Annotated in this window: 20 protein-coding genes and 2 pseudogenes; 6 read left to right on the forward strand and 16 right to left on the reverse strand. The window is 36.1% G+C overall.

The window, feature by feature from the left end; genetic code table 11:
* Positions 1-2: 2 nt before the first annotated feature.
* Together NSS74_RS17265 and NSS74_RS17270 are read right to left on the reverse strand one after the other, a co-directional pair.
* A complete protein-coding gene (locus NSS74_RS17265; protein ID WP_002126137.1) occupies positions 3-674 on the reverse strand; it encodes a response regulator transcription factor in 672 nt (223 codons plus the stop codon).
* On the reverse strand, positions 671-1,642 hold the full coding sequence (locus NSS74_RS17270) for a YncE family protein (protein WP_002030528.1): 972 nt from the start codon (positions 1,640-1,642) through the stop codon (positions 671-673). Before NSS74_RS17270 ends, NSS74_RS17265 begins: the two co-directional genes overlap by 4 nt.
* Before the next feature lie 288 nt (positions 1,643-1,930).
* Here NSS74_RS17270 and NSS74_RS17275 point away from each other — a divergent pair, with 288 nt between their 5' ends.
* The 4 genes from NSS74_RS17275 to NSS74_RS17290 all read left to right on the forward strand — a co-directional run bounded on the left by NSS74_RS17275 (position 1,931) and on the right by NSS74_RS17290 (position 7,182).
* Positions 1,931-3,046 carry a CdaR family transcriptional regulator gene (locus tag NSS74_RS17275; protein ID WP_002140915.1) on the forward strand — a complete coding sequence of 372 codons (1,116 nt, stop codon included), beginning with the start codon at positions 1,931-1,933 and terminating at the stop codon, positions 3,044-3,046.
* Positions 3,047-3,163: 117 nt separating this feature from the next.
* Positions 3,164-4,576: a glycolate oxidase subunit GlcD gene (gene glcD, locus NSS74_RS17280; RefSeq protein WP_002030532.1), complete on the forward strand. Its 1,413-nt coding sequence runs from the start codon at positions 3,164-3,166 to the stop codon at positions 4,574-4,576.
* Entirely contained in the window at positions 4,573-5,901 is a 1,329-nt protein-coding gene (locus tag NSS74_RS17285; RefSeq protein WP_002086860.1) for a (Fe-S)-binding protein, read from the forward strand. Before glcD ends, NSS74_RS17285 begins: the two co-directional genes overlap by 4 nt.
* Positions 5,902-6,366: 465 nt before the next feature.
* Complete coding sequence (locus NSS74_RS17290) at positions 6,367-7,182, forward strand: CAP domain-containing protein (protein ID WP_107886980.1); 816 nt, start codon at positions 6,367-6,369, stop codon at positions 7,180-7,182.
* A 58-nt stretch (positions 7,183-7,240) separates the two neighbouring features.
* Here the strand turns inward: NSS74_RS17290 and NSS74_RS17295 are convergent.
* From NSS74_RS17295 to inhA1, 12 genes and pseudogenes are all read right to left on the reverse strand, one after another.
* Positions 7,241-8,579, reverse strand: a pseudogene (locus tag NSS74_RS17295) (IS3 family transposase).
* A gap of 113 nt (positions 8,580-8,692) precedes the next feature.
* Positions 8,693-9,298, reverse strand: a pseudogene (locus NSS74_RS17300) (DUF1648 domain-containing protein).
* A 91-nt stretch (positions 9,299-9,389) separates the two neighbouring features.
* Entirely contained in the window at positions 9,390-10,313 is a 924-nt protein-coding gene (locus tag NSS74_RS17305; protein WP_340814004.1) for an RluA family pseudouridine synthase, read from the reverse strand.
* A 100-nt stretch (positions 10,314-10,413) separates the two neighbouring features.
* Positions 10,414-10,830, reverse strand: coding sequence for a hypothetical protein (locus NSS74_RS17310; RefSeq protein WP_012260583.1), 417 nt, complete (start codon positions 10,828-10,830; stop codon positions 10,414-10,416).
* A 100-nt stretch (positions 10,831-10,930) separates the two neighbouring features.
* Complete coding sequence (locus NSS74_RS17315; protein ID WP_340814006.1) at positions 10,931-13,123, reverse strand: MMPL family transporter; 2,193 nt, start codon at positions 13,121-13,123, stop codon at positions 10,931-10,933.
* A gap of 110 nt (positions 13,124-13,233) precedes the next feature.
* Positions 13,234-13,881, reverse strand: a complete 648-nt coding sequence (locus NSS74_RS17320; RefSeq protein WP_340814007.1) for a phosphatase PAP2 family protein — start codon at positions 13,879-13,881, stop codon at positions 13,234-13,236.
* A gap of 59 nt (positions 13,882-13,940) precedes the next feature.
* The gene (potD, locus tag NSS74_RS17325; RefSeq protein WP_002011485.1) at positions 13,941-14,990 is read right to left on the reverse strand and encodes a spermidine/putrescine ABC transporter substrate-binding protein PotD; all 1,050 of its coding nucleotides are present in this window, start codon (positions 14,988-14,990) and stop codon (positions 13,941-13,943) included.
* Between the two features lie 38 nt (positions 14,991-15,028).
* Positions 15,029-15,829: a spermidine/putrescine ABC transporter permease PotC gene (gene potC / locus NSS74_RS17330; protein WP_002011483.1), complete on the reverse strand. Its 801-nt coding sequence runs from the start codon at positions 15,827-15,829 to the stop codon at positions 15,029-15,031.
* A gap of 6 nt (positions 15,830-15,835) precedes the next feature.
* Positions 15,836-16,684, reverse strand: a complete 849-nt coding sequence (gene potB, locus NSS74_RS17335) for a spermidine/putrescine ABC transporter permease PotB (protein WP_002126118.1) — start codon at positions 16,682-16,684, stop codon at positions 15,836-15,838.
* Positions 16,681-17,664 carry a spermidine/putrescine ABC transporter ATP-binding protein PotA gene (gene potA / locus NSS74_RS17340; protein WP_061675899.1) on the reverse strand — a complete coding sequence of 328 codons (984 nt, stop codon included), beginning with the start codon at positions 17,662-17,664 and terminating at the stop codon, positions 16,681-16,683. The genes potB and potA overlap by 4 nt, the downstream gene beginning before the upstream one ends.
* A gap of 237 nt (positions 17,665-17,901) precedes the next feature.
* The gene (locus NSS74_RS17345; RefSeq protein WP_340814008.1) at positions 17,902-19,269 is read right to left on the reverse strand and encodes an aldehyde dehydrogenase; all 1,368 of its coding nucleotides are present in this window, start codon (positions 19,267-19,269) and stop codon (positions 17,902-17,904) included.
* A 171-nt stretch (positions 19,270-19,440) separates the two neighbouring features.
* Positions 19,441-21,828, reverse strand: a complete 2,388-nt coding sequence (gene inhA1, locus NSS74_RS17350; RefSeq protein ID WP_061688800.1) for a M6 family metalloprotease immune inhibitor InhA1 — start codon at positions 21,826-21,828, stop codon at positions 19,441-19,443.
* A 342-nt stretch (positions 21,829-22,170) separates the two neighbouring features.
* Between inhA1 and NSS74_RS17355 the strand changes: the two genes are divergently transcribed.
* Together NSS74_RS17355 and NSS74_RS17360 are read left to right on the forward strand one after the other, a co-directional pair.
* Complete coding sequence (locus NSS74_RS17355; protein ID WP_000276220.1) at positions 22,171-22,305, forward strand: anti-repressor SinI family protein; 135 nt, start codon at positions 22,171-22,173, stop codon at positions 22,303-22,305.
* 79 nt (positions 22,306-22,384) lie between these two features.
* Positions 22,385-22,708: a helix-turn-helix domain-containing protein gene (locus NSS74_RS17360; protein ID WP_002064339.1), complete on the forward strand. Its 324-nt coding sequence runs from the start codon at positions 22,385-22,387 to the stop codon at positions 22,706-22,708.
* Between the two features lie 82 nt (positions 22,709-22,790).
* Here the strand turns inward: NSS74_RS17360 and calY are convergent, their stop codons facing one another.
* Together calY and NSS74_RS17370 are read right to left on the reverse strand one after the other, a co-directional pair.
* Entirely contained in the window at positions 22,791-23,384 is a 594-nt protein-coding gene (gene calY, locus NSS74_RS17365; protein ID WP_016101516.1) for a biofilm matrix protein CalY, read from the reverse strand.
* 443 nt (positions 23,385-23,827) lie between these two features.
* Positions 23,828-24,661 (reverse strand): DUF4047 domain-containing protein, encoded by an 834-nt coding sequence (locus NSS74_RS17370; protein ID WP_002140904.1) that lies wholly within the window; start codon positions 24,659-24,661, stop codon positions 23,828-23,830.
* Positions 24,662-24,697 lie beyond the last annotated feature (36 nt).

Consider the following 24,697-nt stretch of genomic DNA (forward strand, 5'->3'; position numbering starts at 1 on the left):
CGTTACACCTCAAATTTATAACCTACACCCCAAACGGTTTGAATGTAGTTTCCACTTTCTCCTAGCTTTAGACGCATCGTTTTCACATGCGTATCTACCGTTCTTGTACTTCCTGCATAATCATATCCCCACACCTTTTCAAGCAATTGTTCCCGGCTAAATACTTGTCCATTATGTTGGCAAAGAAAATATAGTAAATCGAACTCTTTTACCGTAAGAGGAATCGTCTCACCATTCGTCTCGACCCTCCTACTTTTTTCATTAATAAGAATCGGTCCAAATTGAATCTCTTCTTGCTGTTCTTGCTTTGTATATCGTCTTAAAACAGCTTCCATACGAGCAATTAGTTCCCCGGGACTAAATGGTTTTACAATATAATCATCTGCTCCCATACGTAAGCCGTTCACCCTATTCCACTCTTCACCTTTTGCTGTTAAAAATATAATAGGTACATCCGACGTTTTTCGAATCTCTTTACAAACTGAAAGCCCATCCATCTCAGGCATCATAATATCTAGTACAACGAAATCGTAATGATCCGTCTCTAATTTTCGAAGTGCCTCTTTTCCATTTTCAGCTTCTCCCCACTCGTATCCGAAGTTATCTAAGTACATTCCGACAAGTTGCCTCATATCACTTTCGTCATCTACGACTAGCACGTTATATTTACTCATTGTCCTTCCCCTTCTCTCTCTATGAGTTGAAACGGTCCTTTTCCGACTTTAATTGTTTGTTTTATTTTCATATTCTTCATATCCATTACGCATACTTCATCGCTATCATAACTAGCTACATATCCTTCTGCACCGCTTTTCAAAAATGCAAATGGATTAGATCCTACTTCTACAAATCCTACCTCTTGATACGTACTTGCATCAAACTTTCTAAGCGTATTTGAACCGTGACTTAGCGCATATACATACTTATCATCCTTTGTTATATTCACAGGCATAAACGGAGCATGTAAAGAACGCATCATCTCTCCGCTCTGTAAAGAATACACTAATACTTTCTCATTCACTTGACTTCCATCACCATGTCCACCAATCCATATTTCTTTCCCATCAGCGCTAACCGTTGCTCCTGTTGATGCTGGTGGAATCATAAAGGACTGTATCACTTCTTTTTTCTTTGTATCAATGGTCGTTAGTTTCGTATCATAAAAGTTGAGTACAGATAACTGGTTATGATGCTCTACCATCGTTATCGGCCCTTTTCCTGTTGAAACACTCCCTGTCTCTTTTCCTTTTATCGCAAAGAACCTTACCTTTTGTTCATTTTGATCGGCAGCAAATAATTGTGTTCCATCATCTGATGCGATAACATTAGCAATTCCTTTTCCAGTCTTATATTTGTCCACTTGTCTTCCTTCTGCTAGTGAATATACATACATATATTCTAATTGCTTACCATAAACAAGTATTTCCTCACCATTTGGAAGTAGCGTAACCCCCGCAATCGGCTCATTTAATTCCCATGTTGTTAATAGCTTCTTTGTTTTTTTATCAATAAAACTAATACTACCTTCCTTTATATTCGTTGTTATAATAACACTTTTATCTTTAGCAATCGGTGTATACGAACTTCCTTGACACCCTACTAATAGAAATAAAAAACAGAGAAGAAAAACATACTTTCTCAAAAGATTCCCTCCATCTTCGGATGATTTCGTTATAATTGTAAAATAACAAATAAATGTGTGGAAAATGTGAAATCTTCCTTTATTAATAAAGTGAAACTTTAATCAGTGGGGGTTTTCTTCATCCACCACTGATTATTAGTTGAACCAATCGGGCTTTTATGGGCAGTTGATCCCCCATCTAACTTCTTTGCTTTCGCTGAATTTTGAGGTGGGGGTCTTACTGCCCATTAATGCGGGATAAACTTACATATATAATGTACAACAAATAGAATTTGAGGTGTGTAAATTATGCTTTTTCCTGATTTAGCGAATAAAATTGTACGTGAAGTACGCAGATTAATTACTGAAAACATTATTATTATTAATATACAAGGCGTTATTATCGCAAGTACAGATGCGGAAAGAATCGGTCAATTTCATGAAGGTGCACTCCGCTGTGCGAAACAAAAGAAAACTGTCATTATTACAAAAGACGATGAACGACGACTGCAAGGTGTAAAAGCTGGGATGAACCTTCCTTTACTATTCCATGACGAAGTAATCGGCGTGATTGGAATTACAGGAGAACCTGAAAATATTTCACAATACGGAGAAATATTACGTAAGATGACCGAATTATTAATTCATGAAAACTACTTTTTAGAACAACTAGAACTTGAGCACCGTTCTTATGAAGCATTTGTCTTTGATTGGCTTCAAAATACAGACTGGTCTCCAAGTTTTCTCGATCGTGCAAAAACGCTTGGCATTGATTTATATAAGAAGAAACAACTTATTTTATTATCAATCGCCCAAGATAATACGATGCTCCAGCGTAAAATTTGGCAACATATGCGCAACATTTTAGCAAAAGAAAATTTATTTGTTCGCTGGGGAAATGATCGGTTTATTTTGTTTACAACAATCCAATCCAAAGAGCAAACCTTTCAATTTTTAAAACGGTTAAAACAAGACTGTGAAACTTTATTTTCTATTACTTTATATATCGGGATTGGACAAACAGTTACGCCAAGCAATATGAACTTATCGTACGAACAAGCATTACGCGCCCTTTCAGTATCACTTGAAACGAAAAAAATTGTATTTAATGAAGATTTACGTTTAGAAATGTGTTTACAAGATATTTCTACTGAAACTCGAGAACAGTTTCTAGAGCGTACCATTGAAAACTTAGTATCATCTCCTGAGCTTATGCACACTTTACGTTTATTTATCGATTATAACCAATCTTATAAGCAGACAGCTGAGCAATTACATATACACATTAACACATTGCATTACAGGCTAAAAAAGATTGAAGAACATACAGGACTTGACCCGAAACAATTCAAAGATTTAAATGTTTTATACTTCGCACTCCTCTTATTAGATAATCATACAAAAAATAACGATAAAATTGATTAATCTTTAGATGATTGTACATAGAAAGAATCCTCCAACTTTTTTATCATTATAATGAAAGCACTGTTACAACGTTTTTTATTATGACGAAATACGTTAACAGTTTGAGGGGGATTTCCAATGTTAGAAAAGCAAATTATTGATTCATTCGTATCTATTGTTGGCGAAGATAATGTAGATACATCCAATATGGGGCGTTTAACTTATAGTTATGATGCCACTCCAAACTTCCAAGCGATGCCTGATGCAGTCATTGCTCCTCGTAATACAAATGAAATAGCAGACGTGTTAAAAGTGTGTAACACTCATAAAATCCCAGTATACGTTCGCGGGTCTGGAACAAATCTTTGCGCTGGAACGTGTCCACTTGAAGGTGGTATCGTCCTTATTTTCCGCCATATGAACAATATTTTAGAAATTGACGAAGAGAATTTAACAATTACTGTACAAGCTGGTGTTATTACACTTGATATTATTAAAGCAGTAGAAGAAAAAGGTTTATTTTATCCACCAGATCCAAGCTCTATGAAAATTTCTACAATCGGCGGTAACATTAATGAAAACTCCGGCGGATTACGTGGTTTAAAATATGGCGTAACACGTGATTATGTAATGGGGCTTGAACTTGTCTTACCGAACGGCGATATCATTCGTACTGGTGGTAAATTAGCAAAAGATGTCGCTGGTTATGATTTAACTCGTTTATTTATTGGTTCTGAAGGAACACTTGGTGTTGTTACGGAAGCTATATTAAAACTTGTCCCTATGCCTGAAACGAAGAAAACGATGCTTGCGCTATATGAAGATATTAACGAAGCTGCTCGAGCTGTTTCTGCTATTATTGCAAATAAAATTATTCCGGCGACACTTGAGTTTTTAGACCAACCAACAATTGAAGTTGTAGAAGAGTTTGCACAAATCGGTTTACCAACTGACGTTAAAGCAATTTTATTAATTGAACAAGATGGCCCGCCCGAGGTTGTCAATCGAGATATCGAAAAAATGGCTAACGTTTGCCGTGCTATGAATGCGGTCGATGTTCGCGTTGCAAAAGATGAAGCCGAAGCAGATGCGCTTCGTACAGCACGCCGGAGTGCACTATCAGCACTTGCAAGACTAAAACCGACAACAATATTAGAAGATGCAACTGTACCACGTTCACAAATCGCTCCAATGGTTGAAGCAATTAATGCAATTGCAAAGAAATATAATATTCCTATTTGTACTTTTGGTCATGCTGGTGATGGTAACTTGCATCCGACTTGTATGACAGATGCCCGTAATGAAGAAGAAATGCATCGTGCCGAACAAGCTTTTGCTGAAATATTTGCGAAAGCGATTGAGCTTGGTGGTACGATTACTGGTGAACATGGTGTTGGCGCAATGAAAGCTCCGTATTTAGAAATGAAATTAGGTAAAGAAGGTATCGCTGCTATGCAAGGGATTAAACAAGCCTTCGACCCAAACAACATTATGAATCCTGGAAAGATGTTCGCGAAAGACTCTCGTAAAAGAGTGGTGGTTGAGCGATGACCACATTAAATAAAGAAAACATTCAAAAGGAATTTAAAGAACGATTAAGTGAAGATGAACTACTAAACTGTATGCGATGCGGCTTTTGTTTACCAACTTGCCCTACTTACATTCAATCTGGGTATAAAGAATCACATTCCCCACGCGGACGTATCGCCTTAATGAAAGCCGTCGTTGATGGTTTAATTGAGCCGGATGAAGATGTTGAAGATACATTAAATGTTTGCCTTGGCTGCCGCGCTTGTGAACCTGTTTGTCCATCTGGTGTGAATTATGGACATTTATTAGAAGAAGCTCGTGATATTATTAATCAAAATAAAAAGTTCTCCATGCCCGTGAGAGCTGTTCGTAAAGTTGTTTTTGAAGGACTATTCCCGCATCAAAACCGAATGCGAACATTAACAGGACTAATCGGATTTTACCAGCGTTCTGGTTTACAAACGCTAACACATAAAACAGGTATTATGAAGTTATTCCCTGAAACACTTGCAACGATGGACCTCGTTTTGCCAAAAGTCCCTAAAATGAAAGCAATGAAAGATCGTCCTGAATTTTTACCTGCTGAGGTGGCAAAGAAGAAACAAGTTGCATTCTTCACAGGCTGTTTAATGGATACGATGTTTTTAGAAACAAATAACGCAACGATGAAACTTCTTCAGTTAGCTGGTTGTGATATCGTTATTCCGAAAACACAAAGTTGCTGCGGGGCATTACATGGGCATGCTGGTGAAAAGAGTGGAGCAAAAGAATTAGCAAAACGAAATATAGAAGCATTCGAAGATTTAAACATCGACTATATTATTACGAATGCAGGTGGTTGCGGAGCTTACCTCGTAGACTATGATTATCTGTTAAAAGATGATCCCAAATGGGCTGAACGCGCAAAGCAATTTGTTTCTAAAATTAAAGATATTACTGCTATACTAGTAGAACTAGATTTCCATAAACGTAATGACTTACGACTCACGCCGCAAATCATTACGTATCAAGACTCTTGTCATTTACGCAATGTTATGCGAACATCTTCGGAACCTCGTATGTTACTAGAGGCCATTCAAGGCGCAACATACCGCGAAATGAAAGATGCGGACCGTTGCTGTGGTTCTGCTGGTATTTATAATATTGTCCATTCGGAGTTATCAATGGAATTTCTAGATTACAAAATGGACCGTGTACATGAAACAGATGCAGCGACAATTGTTACTGCAAACCCTGGATGTCTATTACAAATGAAACTAGGTATTGAACGTGAAGGTCTTTCTCATAAAATGAGAGGAATTCACATTGTTGATCTATTATTAGAAGCAATTGAAACCAACTCGTAATAACTCGTAACATACGTAATAATAGGAAAACGGCTATCTCCTTCGTCTACGTAAAGAGATAGCCGCTTTTTTGTCCGCTACAACATTAAAAATATGTTACTTTATTATAAAAAAGAACAACAGAAACATTACAGTTTTGTAAAAATACATCCAGTATATTCCTCAAAAAAATGCTAAAATCATTGATACAATAGGATTCTTCATTTTTAATATAGGTACATTTATCCAAAAACCCCCTCTTAAAACCAAGTATAAAAATGCTAAAAATTCCTTTTATACTCTATGTTTCTCTTATTTCATCCCTTTCCTCCTCTTAGGATAAATTAGGAAATTTTTAAGTCTATGAATTTTTTTCCATCTTTTTTCTCGCAAATTGTATGCTACGATGAATTGGTCAGTCAGACAGGCTGTCAAAAACAAATCGTGTGAAAACAAATTAAAACTTTATATAGGGGGACACACATCATGAAAAAGCGTGTTTTATTATCTGTAGCTGCTGCAACAGCTCTTACTTTAGGAGTATCTTCTTTAGATGCACAAGCTGCAACAGTACAACCATCTAACATAAAGGTTCAAAATATTCAGCATTCAAAAATGATGATGAAGCAAATGAGCCAACAAGAATTACAAGCATTCTTACAATCTATGGGAGTTGAATCATTAGCACAATGGAACCAAGGACAATTCCAACAAGATTGCTTCATTCCTGGTCAACAGCCTACTGAAAATGTTGTTACTGAACAACCAACAGCTAAGCCAGAAGCTCAAAAGCCTGCTGAGGAAACTCAAAAACCAGCTGAACAAAAGCCTGCTGAAGAAGTTGCTAAACCAGAAGCTCAAAAACCTGCTGAAAACAACAATACTCAAAACGAAACACAAAAGCCTGCTGAAGAAGCAAAATCTTTAAGCGAATTCGAACAACGCGTTGTTGAATTAACAAACGCAGAGCGTACAAAACAAGGCTTATCAGCATTACAAATCGATACTGAATTAAGCAAAGTAGCACGCATTAAGTCTGAAGATATGCAAAAAAACAACTACTTTGATCATAACAGCCCTACATACGGGTCTCCGTTTGACATGATGAAGAAATTTGGTATTTCTTATAAATCTGCAGGTGAAAACATCGCCCAAGGACAACGTACTCCAGAAGAAGTTGTACAAGCTTGGATGAACAGTGCCGGACACCGTGCAAACATCTTAAATAGTGGCTTCACTCATATCGGTGTTGGCTATGTAGAAAGCGGCAACTACTGGACACAACAATTTATTACGAAGTAAATAAAAAGAGAGTCTTCTAGGTAATCTGTACCCTTTGTAAAGGACATTTTGAAAAAAGTTAGGCAACATCAAGGAGATGATTTCTGTATCCAACAGGAGTCATCTTTTTTAAATTCCATTGATATCTATAGTGATTATAGTACGTCATATATTTCTTAATCTCTTGTTTCAACTCAGTAAAAGACTCGCAAGGTTTTATATGTGCTTCATCTTTCAGATGACCAAAAAATGATTCCTGTGGAGCGTTATCCCAACAGTTTCCTCTTCTTGACATAGATTGTCCGAGCTTTAGCTTTTTGACTAATTTTTGGTAGGTAGGGCTTGTGTAGTGGGCTCCTTGATCTGAATGAATATATGCACCGTTAGTCAATCGAATCCTCTTATTCCGTTTTAGTTTATGAAGAGTTGTTGTTACGAGGTCTAATGTCATCTGTTCTGAAACATGGTAAGCTAAAATTTCATTGGTTGAGCTATCTAAAATTGTAGATAAATAAGCTCTTTTATTCTTACCGTAACGTAAACTAAATAAGTGATATCTGTAAGAAGTGTTTTTCCTGGGGTGTTTTGTTTAAATTCTCGATTTAATTGATTCGGCACTACTCGATGTTCTTTTGAAGCTTTCAGCATTCTTTTATAAGGGTTTGCTTTCCGAATCGGACAGACAATCTCATATTTCTTCATGATTCTACGGATACGCTTTAAATTGTAGACAACTTGAAAATGACCCGCCAATGTCATTTTTATTTGACGAGCCCCTTTCTTTCGATTTCTAAATCGAAGTGCTTTTAATATGATTTCTTTCACGATTTCATCTTGATCGTTCTTTTGTTTCCGTTGTTCTTGAGATGAAATGGAAAAATAATTATAGTATCCCGAACGGGATACACCAGCTACTTTACACAAGTAACTCACCATATTTCTTAAGTTATATTTTATGATGACAGAACAAATCAGGATATATTTCTGACTAGGTGATAACGTTATTTCCTTCTCATCCTCCCTTCCATAAGTTTGATCTTTTTTAACAATTCATTTTCTGCCTTTAGTAAGTTCCGTTCGGCTTCTAAACGAGCATACTTCTCTTCTAACGTAAGCTCTCTCTCAAGAGTTCTTCCCGCGTTTTCGGTGCGTGTATCTCGTAAACCAAATACACCATTTTTTCTGTAAGCAGCACGCCATCTACTTCCTGATGACATAATTCGTTTCATTCCAATCATATCTATATCAAAACCACATTCTTCAAAAATATTTCGGGGTAGTTTTCCTTTCGCATTCTCCTCAATAAAAATACGCTTAAATTCATCTGTATAAGTGATACCTTTCTGACTTACAGATTTTATATATGGGTTATTTGATAGAATTTGAATGTCTCTTTCTGTAAATAGCTTTTTTGTCATTTTAAACCTTCTCCGATTCCAATTTTCTCTCATTATACAAGAAATACCCTATAGAATAGACTTTTTTTCAGTGTCTATTCTATAGGGTACATTTTAAGGAGAAGACTCTTTTTTTATGTTTCATAGCTTTCTAATATGTATGCGTATAAAATGTAGAACATAAACAAAATAGACCCGCAGCTTATTACACTAATTAACAAGTAAAATCCCCACTTCAGGCTCAAAAGCAGCGAAAATAATATGCTACATGCCATCACTTGAAAGATTCGCCTACTAACTAAACGGATTTTTTGTAATTTGATCGGTTCTTTCTATCTATCCTTCACCTTTTTAAACACTTTACTAAACATAAAAAGAAACATACTAATTCCAATCGTTAGTCCTGTCTGAAAGGATATAATACTTCCCAAATTAATAAAGAGAATTAGTAGATGGACAAACATCATAAATAAAGTAATACTCTTTATAAATCCATTTATAATGAAATACTCCCCTTCATTAAACTTATATATATTATGTAAAATAACATATACTAATCCATGTAAAATAATAATAAGGACAGGGATAAATAATGCGACAACTTGTTTACTCATAAACTCGTTCGCTCCACCATTCTCGTTCCAATGCACTGCCATACGAGTTGGTAAATATGGATAAATACATAGAGTAAGTAAAAGACAAGCGAAAAATATCCCTAGCATATATTTATATTTGATCAAGTAATTCTCACCTCTCTTTTCTCTTAACGGCTTCGCCTCTTTCAGAGAAATCCCTGCAAAAATCTACCTTTTTCAACTTTAAACTTACACTTTACCTATTTTCTCTTTCAAATTTTTTCATTGTATCGTTTAAATTTGTAGGGAAAGGTACGTCAACAACGATCTCTTCTTTCGTAATCGGATGCAAAAAATTAATCTTCATCGCATGTAACGCTTGCCCGGACATATATGTTGTTTGCCCACCATATAATACATCCCCAACTAATGGATTTCCATTATAGCTCATATGAACGCGAATTTGATGTGTTCTACCGGTTTCTAACTGTAACGTTACGAGTGTCGCATTTTGTTTTTTAAAATATTTCTCTACTTTATAGTACGTTATAGCTTGGTCTCCCTTTGGAGAAACACGGCGCCTTGTAGCATGATGTCGATCTCTTCCGATGGCCGCGTCAATTGTCCCCTGCTTCTTTTTTACTTTTCCTTCAACAAGTGCCATATACGTTCTTTTGATTTTCCGTTCCATTAATAAACGATCCATAATTGCACCCGCAATTCTATGTTTTGCGAATACAACACCACCTGTCGTATCTTTATCTAATCTATGGATATGCCGAACCTTCGTCTCTAAACCTTGCATTTGAAAATGAAAAGCAACAAGATTGGCAAGTGTTCCCGTCCCATTTTTTTCAGAAGGATGTGTATCCATTTGCCCCTGCTTATTTACAATGAGTACGTGATCGTCTTCAAACACTACATTTAATTCACCATATTCCGGCTCTACGCCGTACTCCTCCTTCATAAACATATGAACTTGTAACTTATCTCCTTCTTTTAAAAGTTCATTCCATCTCCTTTGTTCTCCGTTAACCGTAACACCTTTTTCCATACGAAGCTGATGTAATAACTTTTTTGGTACTTCCCATTCCATTTTTAACAACGACTCAATACTTATACCATTCCACGTCGCTGGAACTGTAATTTCGCACCATTCGCCCTTTTTCTTTGTTTCCATACTATAATCACCTTATTTCTATTGATTCTCTCATTGTAACGGAAAACATAATTTGATGCACCGTCAAAAATAGAGGACAGTCTTATAATCGACTGTCCCCTCACGCTCTAAGCCTTTTCATCTCCTGCAACACTTCTTCAGCTTTTTGTTCATACAACAAATCTTTAAAGAAATCCGCCAATCGTTTATAGTCGTTGTACGTATCTAATAAGTCGTCTATTTTCTCTCCTTTCATAACTTGCTGCTTTTGCTTCATTTTTACTGGATAACGATACCCCGATACTTCTTGTATTTTGTAATACTCATCCTCTACTTGAATGACTTTTACAATTTCTTCTTCTTCCGCATCCATCGTATACCCGTCAAAGTCTCTAAGTAGTTCATAAATAATATGAGTCCATTCATCTTTTGGGTAAAACCCTTTTTCTAACCGATAACCGACAATGCGATACATATGCCCATCGTTTTCAGCAAACTGTACTGTATCATTTAGCTTAAACTTAAAATAACGAAACATTGCCTTCACCTACTTGTATGTAATGTTCTTATCACATACTATGCGCAAAATATGGGCCCTGCTATTCATAAAAAAAACTCATCTTATAGATGAGTTTTTTTTACGATGATTTTTCTCTTTTCTTTCGAAATGGTAGCCACCAGTTCCAATCCCCAAACAATTTCATTAAACTTGGTACGAGCATAAGACGGATAATTGTTGCATCAAGAAATATTGCTAATGCAACCCCAAGCCCCATCTGCTTTACTGGTAAAATATCAGTAAAGGCGAACGCACCGGTAACAACAATCATAATTAAAGCGGCGGACGTAATAATTCTACTTGTCGAAACAAGTCCTTCTAACGTTGCTTGATCGTTATCTCCTGTTTCTTCATAAAGCTCATGAATACGTGAAATAAGAAATACTTCATAATCCATGCTAAGCCCAAATACGAGGCCGAAAATAAAGATTGGTAATACAAATAAAACTGAACTCTCTTCTAATCCGAAATGACCACCTTCAAATAACCAAATAACAATTCCAATTGTTGCACTTAAACTAAGTACGTTCATAATAATAGCTTTAATTGGAATGAGTATAGAGCGGAATGCGAATAATAAAATGACAAAGGTTGATCCAAATATAACAGACATACCAATTGCAACTTTATCTTTAATTTCATCTTCTAACTCTTGCTGGAACGTCGTCATACCGCCCAAATAATAAGTAACATCATTTTCTTTATAATTCTTTTTGAAATCACGAACCCATTGTTTTGCGGTTTCTGTACTTGGCTTAGTATCCAAAAAGACTTCCATTGTTGTTTTATTCCCTTTCGTATACGCTTCAAATACAGGAGCTATTTTCGCAGCTTCTGGCGACTGTAACATTCCAGCAACTTGATCTGCTTTCATTCCATTTAGCCCGTCATATACACTTTTCACCTTATATACTTGCTTATCGTCTTTTAACTTTTGAACAACAGCTTCTATCTTTTGTAAACTTTCTTTTTCTGTTATATCTTTCTTCGTCTCTACTACTAATGTAACATCAGCGTGTGTTTGGACAGTTTTATTAAAGGCTTCTTCATACTTCTCAAATGCAACTCTCGTATCACTCTTTTCAGGTAACGCTTCAACACCAGGAAACTGCAAGTTAGCTGTACGTAGCGGTAATAAACAAATAACAATAAATGTTGTAACAACAATAATCATGACGATTGGATGTTTCATTACAAACTGTGCAAATTTACGCCATACATTTGATGGGGTAGGCGCCGCCTGATTCTTTTTTAATATCCTTTTACCAATTAAAGATAATAACGCCGGAAGAAGTGTGAGCGAAAACAAAATGCTCATAATAACGACAATCATCCCACTAATAGCAACAGACTGAATATAATCTATCTTAAAGAAAAATAAGCCTGATAAACCGACGAATACACATAACCCTGAAAATACGATAGCACGCCCTGCCGTTTGATACGTAATCGCTATCGCTTCTTTCACTGTTCTCTTCGCAACTTCCTCTCGAAAACGATTTACAAATAACAGTGCGAAATCAATTGATAATGCGAGTCCAATCATCGGTGCAACATTTAACACGAAAATAGATAGCTCTTTATCACTACCTATAAAATATAAAATCCCCATCGTACTAATGACACTAAGCGCGCCATTTACAATCGGTAAAATAGACGCAATCAGACTACCAAATGAGAATAATAGTACGAGAAAAGCAATAGGTAATCCAATCATCTCTGCTACTTTTAAATCATTTTGCGTTCTTTCATTAATCTCTTGATTAATTTTCGGATATCCTGTCGGTGTTACTTTTAATACGCTATTACTTTCCTTCTCGATTTTTCCGGCAAATTGTAATGTCTTTTCCATTCGTTCTTTATTTGTTTTCCCGGAAAATAAAATCGTCGCATAACCGATACCATCTTGTAGCATCTCTTTATTTTGCATTGGATGATGGAAAGATTCGTATTTTTCTTTCTCTTCAATTTGATTTATTATCCCCTCTATACGCTTTTGGAAATCCTCATGCGAAGTATCCTTTTCCTTCTCAAAAACGAGTAAAAGTGTATCTTGAGACTGCTTAAAATCTTTATCTAAAATTTCTTTCGTCTTTTGATAATCCCCTTCTGTTTGGAAACCATCACCGCCCAATACTCCTGGAAGTTTTGGAGCAAAAATTCCGAGCACTATCGCAAGTAGTAGTAATACTACAATTACCGTATAACGAAATTGATACAAAAAAGTTCCTAACTTCCCCCACTTATCAATTTTATGTACATTTGTCTTCACACAGTTTCACCTACTTTATATAATTCACTTGTCATTTATACTTTATCACATCTCCCCATAAACAAAAAACGTCTAGAAAAACTATAATACTAGTTTTTCTAGACGTTTTTTTATCTCTCGTTATTAAGTCCCAATCTCTCGGTAAGTAAACGATGACAATAAATTGCGATGATTAACAAAATGCCACCTGCGCAGTAACCAGCTAAAATATCAGTCGGGTAATGAACATTTAAAATAACTCTACTTAATCCAATCAATATAATTAATATGCCCATCGAAATCGTAATACCACATTTTCCAGCTATGCTTTTCAAATTGGCAGCAATGATATAGGCAAGAAAACCGAATGTTATAATAGATAGCATTGCATGTCCGCTTGGGAAGCTATACCCAAGTGCGTCAAGTGCCTCATTTAATGATGGGCGGTCTCTTTTTACAATTTCTTTTATCCCTTTATTAACAAGGTGTGTCGTTAATATAGCCATTGGATACACAATCATAGCAGCATAATAACGCTTTTTCCAAAAAACGAGCAAGCTTATAATTAGTGTCGTTATAACTCCAATTGCAGATCCTAACTTTGTAAAATATGTGAAGAATGTAACTGAGCTTTCTGTTTGTAATCCTTTTACCATATCACGTACGTATGTATCCATCATTGTAACACCACCTACATGTACCCTCCAAGCGATGATGCTAAATAGAACAAACAATAAAATGATACACATTAACTCATACTGATGTAACTTTTTCTTCAATCGATTTCCTCCTACTATGAAAAAATGCGATTTCTACTTTAGAAACCGCATTTTCTTACTTATTTACCTTTTGTTTTCAGCTCTGTCCAGTAGCGATCGTAGTCTTTTAACTTATCGTCTACATCAACAAGCCATTCTGTACGATCTAATTCTTCTTTTGTTAAGAAGATCATGTGATTATCACGATATTCTTTACTATGAAGAGGATGAGCTTTTTCATTTGGATTACTGTAACCAATTGACTCGTAGTTTTTCACACTTACTTTTTCATCTAATAAGTAGTTCATAAACTTCTCTGCAAGTTCTTTATTTTTCGCACCTTTTGGAATTGCTAACGTATCAGCCCAAATTGTGCCACCTTCTTTTGGTACAACGTATCCTACATCTTTATTGTCTTTCGCAATGAATGCTGCGTCTCCAGACCAAACTGTCCCGATCCAAGCATCTTCTGTAATGAATTTTTGTTTAATGTTATCTGTATCGAATGCTAATAAGTTTGGAAGTAGCTTCTGCAAATCAGCAGACGCTGTCTTTAGCTGTGCATCCTCTTTCGTGCTATTAGAGAAACCGTTTTTCTTAAGTCCCATTCCTAATACTTCACGAGAATCGTTTAATAAAGTAACATGTCCTTTATACTTCTCGTTCCATAAATCATTCCAGCTTGTAGGTGTTTCTTTCACATACTTTTTATTGTATGCAATTCCTGTTACACCCCAAGTATATACTAGAGAATACTTATTCTCTGGATCAAACGCAGGTGTTTTAAAATTAGAAACAAGGTTCTCGATGTTCGGGATATTCTTCTTATCTAAAGGCGCTAATAAGTCCATCTTCGCCATCGTTTTCACCATGTAATCAGATGGCTGAATTAAATCATATGTCGCGCCACCAGCTTGTAATTTCGCAAGCATTTCTTCATTACTTGCATATTTATCGTAGTTAATTTTCACGTTATATTTCTTTTCAAAATCTTTTAAAACTTGCTCATCAAAATTGTCAGCCCAGCTATAAATGTTTAATTCTTCTTTTTTCTCACCACAACCAGCAAGTACACCTGCAGCAAGACTGAAGCTAATTGCTATACCAGCTAATCTCTTCACTAATTTCATCGGTTTATTACCTCCTCGTTCTTTCTATATCATTCGTATTATAAAGGAAGGTGTCCTCCAGAGTTCTCTTCACCGTCTGCACCTTTATTACGGAAGATTTCCGATAGCACCATTAATCCTACAATTACAACAATTAATATTGTAGAAAGAGCATTAATTTCAGGTGATACTCCACGCTTAACCATACTATAAATGTATAATGGCAATGTTGTTGATCCTGGTCCTGATACGAAGAAACTAATTACAAAATCATCAATCGATAATGTGAATGTTAATAATGCGGCTGAAATAACTCCTGGTGCAATTGCTGGAAACGTTACATAACGAAACGTTTGCCACGGCGTTGCTCCTAAATCGTTTGCAGCCTCTTCTAAATCACGTCCCATACCAGAAAGACGTGCCGCTAAAATAACAACAACAAATGAAATACTGAATGTAATGTGTGCAATAATAATTGTTGTTTTTCCAAGTTCCATACCTAATTGACTAAATAGGATAAGTAAAGATAATCCCATTAAAATATCAGGAATTAAAATTGGTAAATATACAAGACCGTTAATGGCCCCTTCAAAACGATATTTGTAACGGTGTAATGCAATAGCAAAAATCACACCCAGAACTGTCGTCACAATTGTCGTTATAACAGCAATCGTCATACTATTTACAAACGCATCAATAACATCTTGTTTTTGAAATAAATCTGTATACCAATGGAGTGTAAAGCCCTCCCATTCCGCATTAATGCGAGAATCGTTGAAGGAATATACCATTAAAACCATCATTGGAAAATACAAAAACAATAAGATTAACCAAGAATAAGAAACTAAAAACTTCTTCATTTTTGCCTATTCCCCTCCGTTTCCATCATATTTATATACTTTCGTTGCACGATAATATAAGTAAATTAACAGAACAGAGAATAGAACAACAATCATAGATAACGCGGAACCAAACGGCCAGTCACGTGAACCTAAGAATTGGTTTTGAATTACGTTTCCGATTAATGCTACTTTCGATCCACCCATAACGTCTGATACAACAAACATTCCGATAGAAGAAACGAATACTAAAATAGAACCAGTTGTAATCCCTGACATCGTCATCGGTACTGTTACATTCCAAAATGCCTTTACTGGTGTTGCTCCTAAATCATAAGCCGCCTCTAGCTTACGCTTATCAAGCTGCTCAATTGCTGCATACACTGGTAAAATCATAAATGGTAATAAAGAATATACCATTCCGAGTATTACAGAAGGCGTATTATATAGCAGATTTAAAGGTTCACTAATAATACCTAGTTTCAATAGCAATGTGTTTACAAGTCCTTGTGAACGTAAAATAACAATCCATGCGTATGAACGAACAAGAAAGTTAATCCAGAACGGAATCGTTGCCAATAATAGAAGGATAGAACGATATTTACGATCAACAATTGTAATTGTATAGGCGAATGGATAACCGATTAATAAACATAGTACTGTCGTAATAACAGCTATCTTCACTGTTTCCCATAACGTCCCCATATATAATGGGTCAAACACACGTGCTATGTTATCTAATGTAAATTTCATTTCCACTGTCCCGTATGCTCCACGCTGCATGAAGGCAAATGCTAATACGAACAGAAGTGGAATTAGGAAGAAGAGTAACAGCCATACGACTGTAGGTAATGCGAGTAATTTCCCTTTCTTCAATTTAAGGTCACCTCGTCCTCTTGCTCCCAGCCTACATATACATTATCTCCAATGCTCCACTGCGTTGCTTCTTCAGCAGTTTGGTATGCCATTAGTAATTCCGCTGTTTTCTCCTCACGTACATATAGCTTTTCCATATTTCCAACAAATTCAATATCTTCAATATGTCCAAGATGGTATTCTTTTAAAATTGGTTCTTCAACCGAGCGAACTTTTACATTTTCAGGGCGAACTGCTACGTAGTTTTCCCCATTTTTCACGATATTATTTTCACCGATGAACGTCGCAACAAACAATGTTTTCGGCTTATTGTAAATTTCCTTAGGCGTGCCGACTTGTTCGATATGCCCTTTATTCATAACGACAATACGATCACTCATACTCATCGCTTCTTCTTGATCGTGCGTTACATATATGAACGTAATTCCTAAATTACGTTGTAAGTTTTTCAATTCACGTTGCAAATCTTTTCTTAACTTAAAGTCAAGCGCTCCAAGTGGCTCATCTAATAGTAATACACGTGGATTGTTTACAATTGCTCTTGCAATTGCTACACGCTGCTGCTGTCCACCAGAAAGCTTCGAAGGTTTACGATTACGGAACTCAAGTAACTGCGTTAAACGCATTGCCTCTTCCGCACGTTCTTTCTGCTTTGCTGCTGATACTTTTTGCATTTTCATACCGAAACAAATATTTTTTTCAACATTCATATGTGGGAATAGTGCGTAATGTTGGAACACTAAATTCATATGACGCTTGTATGGCGGCAAATCGTTAATCTTTTCATCATCTAATAAAAGATTCCCTTTAGTTGGGGTTTCAAATCCTGCGATCATACGAAGTAAAGTCGTTTTCCCGCAACCACTCGGTCCTAAAATTGTTAAAAATTCTCCTTCTTTAATATCTAAAGAAAGAGGGGGGATAATCACTTGATTTCCAAAATGTTTTTCTACTGCTTCAACTTTAATAATCTTTTTCATTTTCCCGTCCTATCTACCTTAAATTTTAATTTTTATATTCATGAATAAATATTTATGTTCTATAGACTATTTTTTTGTTTCGATCCAAACAAAAATGGTTGTTTAGCAGCGTTCTCTTCTATTCTTTATGTAGTATGTTTGATTCATTTTCGCACGATACATATGTCGAACAGAAAAACCCCTTCAGTTGCGAAGGGGTTTTTATCATACGGCTACGCCTACTGATAAACACCATCATCATTTTAACAACTTTCGTATGAATTTTAAAGCACTTTTTGTAGAAGAGTAACGAATTTTCATGTCGAATGCTGTAGATTGGGACAAAATGCTTTTATAATGGGAAAAAGTCCGAAAACTTTGTTCACCATGATAGCTGCCTAATCCACTACTTCCAACGCCCCCAAAAGGTAAATATGGCGTTGCAAGATGATATACGACATCATTTATACATCCTCCGCCATATGAAATATTACTCGTCACTTTCTCTTGCACTTTTCTATCTTCAGAAAATACATATAGTGCTAACGGCTTTGGATGGTGCTGAATCGTTTCAATTACCTCTTCTATTTTGTCATATTCTATAATTGGTAAAATCGGCCCAAAAATTTCATCTTCCATAACAGCACTTTGCCATGTAACATTCGTTAATACTGTCGGCTCGATGTGTAATGTTTCTTTCGTATAATTCCCGCCAATCACAGGTTTACCGTCTTTTAAAAATGTACATAGACGTTCAAAATGACGCTCACTCACAATTCGCACATAATTTTCATTTTGCAAAGCATCTTTTCCATATTGCTCTGCGATTTCATGTCGTAATGCCTCGATTAACTGCTCTTTCACTGAAGAATGAACGTACATATAATCAGGCGCTACACACGTCTGCCCAGCATTCAAAAACTTGCCCCAAACGATACGTCTTGCGGTTACATCTAGCTTTGCATCTTTATGTACAATACATGGGCTTTTCCCGCCAAGCTCTAACGTAAGAGGCGTTAATTTTTTCGCCGCTGCTTCCATCACAACTTTTCCAACACCAACACTACCTGTAAAGAAAATATAGTCAAACGGTTCCTTTAAAAGTGCAGTGCTTTCCTGAGCGCCGCCTTCTACTACCGATACAAGCTCTTCTGGGAATAATTCACCTAACATTCTCGTAAGCACTTTTGAAACGTTTGGCGTTAACTCTGACGGCTTTAAAACGACTGTATTGCCAGCTGCCAATGCTCCTACGAGTGGCGCAATTGCTAATTGAAACGGATAGTTCCACGGTGCGATAATAAGCGTCACACCATACGGTTCTGGCACCACTTTCCCCTTCGATCCAAAATGAGTAAGAGCTGTGCGAACACGCTTTGGTTTACTCCAAGATGAAATATGCTTCATTTGAAAAGAAATCTCTTTTAGTACATATCCAATTTCTGTTGTAAATGATTCGTGAACTGATTTATTCAAATCTAATTTCAACGCTTGAAAAATCTCCTCCTCAAAACGCTGAATTCCATCATAAAGCTTTTTTAAATTATTTTTTCTTGTTTCTATACTTCTCGTATATCCATTATAAAAATATTGCTTTTGTTTATTTACAATAGAAGAAATGCTCATCTATTCACCTTCTCCCACTATTTTTATCCAATTCTTTCATTATTTATATAGACTTCATATGTAACAAATTTCTATTCTTAAAGTTACATTATATATAACTTTTCCCTTTATATAAAATTCATTGCTCACAAAAAAACTACCGAAAGAAAATCTCCCGGTAGTTTTACTGTATTAACGATATAAACGAACAGCACCTGCAGAGTTATCATCAGCTTGTCCTACTACTTCAAACTTCAGACCAAGCTTCGGTAAAATACGTCCTGCATCTGGAATTTGCTCATTAATATACTTTTTAGAGTCATCAAACTTCGGTACTCCTGGTAATCCATCGTATACGAATGTTCCACGCGTTGGAGATACCACTTTCCAAGCTGGTGTTTTGTCGAATGAGAACGCCGAATCAGCAATTTGGAATCGCGTACTGCTTTTAAATGTTGGTTTGCCATTTAAAGTTCCTGCAATTGCTTCTGGATGAGAGTCAACTACACCAAGGAAACCATGTCCTGGATGTACGCCAACCCAGTTATCTGTGTAAGCTGAATCCGCATACCATACAACCATACCAGTGTTATATACTGGACCGCGAGCAAATTTCAATGCGTTATCTGAACCCGCATAGTTTCTCCACTCTACATAGTAGTTATGCTTTTTCTTATCCATTCCGTTAGATGCAACGAAACCGTCCAATTTGAATTGTGGTGTACCTTCTGCATCATCAGAGAATGCAACATTTCCATCTACAGTTAGTGACGCATTATCAAGTGTAAATCCATTTAACGCCAATCCACCGTCTGTAATATATTCAAATACTAGTTTCACTTTCTTACCTTTGAATTGACTTAAATCATATGATTTATCAACCCATTTTCCATTTGTCGTAGCTGCATTTCCACTATTTGCTTTCTCACCAATTCTTTCAATCAACGTTTTTTGTCCATCTTCTGTTACAGCGTGTACTTCAAGGAAATCGTACTCTGCTTCGATTTCATACAATGACTTATAATCGAATTTTGCAGTCGTTGCTTTCGTTAAATCGAATAGTGGCGTTTCCATCGTTGTATGAAGGTCATCACCTTTTGTGCTGTAGTAATACTGTTTACCAAATGCAGGCTGAATTCCTTTTACATCTTTATCTGGTAAGTTAACACGAATCAGACCTGGACGATCTGACTTCGTAACACTTTGGTCTAAGTATGTTGCAAGACCGATACCTTTATTTAATTTCTCGTAATCTACTTCTACGATGTTCGCCCAGTTACCACCGATTGTTTTTTGGAAAAACTCTTTATTTTGTGGTGATAAACTCGTTGGCGTTGTTCCTGCGATTTTACCAGCCCAGCTTCCGCCACTCATAATAGACCAAGCTTCAACCGGTTCACCCTGACCGCTATACTGTGTATCATACTCATCTGGAAGACCTAAATCATGGCCATATTCATGTGCGAATACACCAACCGCGCCATCTTCTGGTTCAATTGTGTAGTCGAATGCTGCCATATTTCCGCCCCAATATGGAACTTTCGCTTTTGTACCTTCAATTGCGAATGGTTTTGGTCCAACTGTCCAGCGATGTGACCAAATTGCATCATCACCTAATTTACCACCGCCAGCTTCTTGTCCAACACCTGCATGAATAATCATTAAGTGATCGATTAAACCGTCCGGTTGATTTTGATTCCCATCACCATTGACATCATATTGATCGAACTGATCAAACTGTGATAAATCAAGGCCGCTATCTACAGCTGCTTTTAATGCATCTTTTACTAGATCACGTGGTCCTTTTGGTCCTTTATTATCATGACCTGTACCAGCATCAGCGCCGTAATCAGCTGCTTTACCTGGAACTGTTAACCATTTTGTAACTGTTCCGTCCACTGTGTAACTACCACCAGATTGCTCTTCATAATATTGTTTAAACGTTTCAATTTTACTTCCATCATCTAACGTAAACGGCTCGTTACCGAATAACATTTTTTCATAATGCTCTTTATTAAAATCGTTCGAATACATATAGCCAGGCTCTTTATCAATATTGTTATGTTTGAAATCAGCGTACTCTACAAGTAAAACGAGTACTTTGTCTTTACGAACTTCACCGTTATATCCTTTTTGTTTTGCTGGTGAAGTTGGTACTTTACCATTTAAGCCCCCTTTAACTGGACCTGTTCCTGCTGCAGTCCCGTTTGCTGGTTGCTCTGATTTTTCTTTCGTTTCTGCTTTCGCATCTTTCACTTTCTTTAAAAAGTCAGATGCATCTTTCGTAAGTTGGTCCCCATTTGTCGCTTCTTTTCCAGGATTTTCACCCTTTTTCTTCTCTACATACTTTTCGACAGCTTTCTTTGTTTCTGTCTCTGAAGCCGACGAATCAATTACCCCACGTTCTTTTAGCGCATTTGCTAATCTCTCTTCTGGGATTAAGTGATCATCAACTGGGCTTGTAGCTGTCTTGTTCTCCGGCGTTTCAGCATATACAGACTGGCTTCCAGCACCAAACGACAAGCCTAGAACAGCTGTCAAAGCAATTGATGATAACACTTTAAATGGTTTCTTGTTCATCCCTTATTGCCTCCCCTAATATAAAATATGTATTACATACTCTATATTATTAAAAATTCAATATATTTTCAATATTTAGTTATATTATGTAATTTTTTTAATATATTTGTAAAAATTTCATAGTTAGTATACGAATATATCACAATTCAACAATGTTTTCAGAAAATATTGAAAATATTTGTCAGAAACTTTATAATCGCCATAGAGGGAATTTAATGGGGATTTTATCTTTGTTTCATCTACAAAATATTTGATAATTCACTATATAAAATACAAAATCCGATTGCATTATCATATATTCTGTAGCAGCAATTATGACCAATAATTAGGGAGGAATTACATTTGTACAAAGATAAGACTGACTCACTAGATCAAGAATGGATTGATTTAATACTTGAAGCTCTAGATGCTGGCATTGCCCTGCAAGATATTGAACACTTTTTCCAACGTATGAAGCATACGAGCCAGGCTCAATAGCCTCGTTCTTTTTAACGAAGTTTATGTTATAATAATCACATCATAAGACGACTACATATTGATAGAAAGGTGCGCAAATATGATAGGAGAACGTATAAAACGCCTTCGTTTACAAAAGGGCATTTCACTAACAGAACTCGCCGAAAAAGCTGGTGTAGCTAAATCTTACATTAGTTCTATAGAACGAAATTTACAAAAAAACCCTTCCATTCAGTTTCTCGAAAAAATTTCAGCTGTTCTACAAATTCCAGTTGATACGTTACTTCACGATGAAACAACAACAGAAAGTCATCTAGACTCCGAATGGACACAACTCGTTAAAGATGCGATGAGCTCCGGTGTCTCAAAAGAACAGTTTCGTGAATTTCTTGAATTTACACAATGGAAGAAAAATCAACAATAATATATATGAAAGAGTGCTTAAAACGGGCACTTCTTTTTTTCTTTATAAAAAAAAGCGGGGAATCCCCCGCTTTTTTTATTTATTATTTTTCTTCTCCATCTGTTTGGTTAGCATTGAATGTCCATTCTAAGTTCAATGAATCGCCTTGGAATTTATTTTGATCTTGACCATTCTCTTCGAATACAAATTGTACCCATAGATAGTCCTCTGTACCAGCTTCTAAGCCACCTTTTTCTCCCCACTCAGGAGCAAAGATGTCTTTAGCTAAAAGATCTGGATCAGCATTTTGTAAATCAGCTAAAGTTGTTTCATATACAGGCTCGCTTTGTTTATCCCAGTTCCAAAGGAATTTCACTTTAATATGCTTACCGAAGTCTTCACCAGCATTATCGCCCTTTGCATCTGCAACAGTGTACTTTGTAGCTAATTTAACATCTTTAATTGCTAACGTACCGTCGTTCTTTAATAAGAACTCTTTCTTAACAGAATCCCCTGGTTTTAAATCTTTAATATCTACAAGCGTTTTAGGGTTTAATGTAAGATCTAACGTCCCAGCTGCAAATGTATTGTTCGATACTTCTTTATCACTAAAGAATGCAAATGTTCCTCCACCAATTAAAGATAACCCCAATGCTGCTGATGCAACTCCCATACCTAATTTCTTTTTCAGACTCACAATCAATTCCCCCTAGCTGTTTTTTGTATTTTTATCTCTTATTTCAAAATAAGAGGTGTAACTAAAACTATATTAGCTTAGCTAATATTTGTTCTTTTTTTAAAACCTTAAGTTCATTATAACGAACAAGACTATATAAATACAATATATATTTTGATTATTTTTATTTCTCAACATTTTTTCCTTTTTTTCAGAAAAGTATTGAGAAATAAAGTGAAACTTTAATCAGAGTTTTTCTGTCCATCCCCACTGATCATTAACCTTCACCTAGCGGTGGGCTGCCAACTAACTTCCTCGCATTCGTTAAATTTTTAGGTGAAGACCTTATACCCACGAATAGTGAAATAAGAAAAACAAAGCAAATAGGTGAGTCGTAGGGCTCTCTCACCTATTTGTCTTATCATTGTATTTATTCCTTCCGAAATGCTGCTGTATTTTACTTACTATTCCTTCTGTTCTTCTTGCTTCTTACTCTCTTCTAGTTTTTTCGCCTCTTCTTGCTTCTTACTCTCTTCTAGTTTTTTCGCCTCTTCCTGCTTCTTACTCTCTTCTAGTTTTTTCGCCTCTTCCTGCTTCTTACTCTCTTCTAGCTTTTTCGCTTCTTCTTGTTTCTTACTCTCTTCTAGTTTTTTCGCTTCTTCTTGTTTCTTACTCTCTTCTAGCTTTTTCGCCTCTTCCTGTTTCTTGCTCTCTTCTAATTTCTTTTTCTTCTCTGCCTCACTCACTTGCTTTGCTGTTTCATCTACTAATGATTTCTCAAAAGCTTGAATTTGTTTATCAATCTCCTGTAAATTAACCTCTTTATCCACATACTCGCAGTATTCTTTAACTATATGAAAACCAGCATTCACATACGAGAATACTTGCTTATTAGATTCACTTTTATCTCCAGTTAACTCTTCTTTCACTTTGTTATAGGGATTTTCTATTGATTCATATACTTTTTGTAACAACTCTCTCTCAGCAGCTATTTTCTCACGCCCTTGCTTCCACGTAACAAGCACCTGTTCTAACTCTTGAGTGGAAGTGAAAGTTACTTTCGATTTCATCTCTTCATACTCATGCAAAATAACTTCCTTATGTTGCTTAGCTTTTTCTGTCAACTGATCAACTGTTTTTGGAAAAATACTTGCTGTCGAAATAGTAGCCTGCACTTTCGTCTCATGAATGAAAGTTGCCTCTGTATAAGTCATCATTTGAGAGCCTAAATAAAAAGTAATAGAGCACAAACATGGCAATATAAGCATCTTTTTGAATTTGCGAGGTGTCTTCAGCATTTTAATCTCTCCTATCGAACATCTTGTTCTTTATCA

The organism is Bacillus sp. FSL E2-8868, assembly GCF_038005505.1.
Taxonomy (GTDB): domain Bacteria; phylum Bacillota; class Bacilli; order Bacillales; family Bacillaceae_G; genus Bacillus_A; species Bacillus_A mycoides.

Coding starts and splice junctions, on each gene's coding strand:
- NSS74_RS17345 (WP_340814008.1), bottom strand. CDS start 19,269: ATGAGCATTTCTTCTATTGTAAATAAACAAAAGCAATATTTTTATAAT.
- NSS74_RS17275 (WP_002140915.1), top strand. CDS start 1,931: ATGCTTTTTCCTGATTTAGCGAATAAAATTGTACGTGAAGTACGCAGA.
- potA (WP_061675899.1), bottom strand. CDS start 17,664: ATGAAAAAGATTATTAAAGTTGAAGCAGTAGAAAAACATTTTGGAAAT.
- potD (WP_002011485.1), bottom strand. CDS start 14,990: ATGAAATTAGTGAAGAGATTAGCTGGTATAGCAATTAGCTTCAGTCTT.
- glcD (WP_002030532.1), top strand. CDS start 3,164: ATGTTAGAAAAGCAAATTATTGATTCATTCGTATCTATTGTTGGCGAA.
- NSS74_RS17360 (WP_002064339.1), top strand. CDS start 22,385: ATGATAGGAGAACGTATAAAACGCCTTCGTTTACAAAAGGGCATTTCA.
- inhA1 (WP_061688800.1), bottom strand. CDS start 21,828: ATGAACAAGAAACCATTTAAAGTGTTATCATCAATTGCTTTGACAGCT.
- NSS74_RS17290 (WP_107886980.1), top strand. CDS start 6,367: ATGAAAAAGCGTGTTTTATTATCTGTAGCTGCTGCAACAGCTCTTACT.
- NSS74_RS17265 (WP_002126137.1), bottom strand. CDS start 674: ATGAGTAAATATAACGTGCTAGTCGTAGATGACGAAAGTGATATGAGG.
- NSS74_RS17310 (WP_012260583.1), bottom strand. CDS start 10,830: ATGTTTCGTTATTTTAAGTTTAAGCTAAATGATACAGTACAGTTTGCT.
- NSS74_RS17285 (WP_002086860.1), top strand. CDS start 4,573: ATGACCACATTAAATAAAGAAAACATTCAAAAGGAATTTAAAGAACGA.
- NSS74_RS17370 (WP_002140904.1), bottom strand. CDS start 24,661: ATGCTGAAGACACCTCGCAAATTCAAAAAGATGCTTATATTGCCATGT.
- NSS74_RS17305 (WP_340814004.1), bottom strand. CDS start 10,313: ATGGAAACAAAGAAAAAGGGCGAATGGTGCGAAATTACAGTTCCAGCG.
- potC (WP_002011483.1), bottom strand. CDS start 15,829: ATGAAGAAGTTTTTAGTTTCTTATTCTTGGTTAATCTTATTGTTTTTG.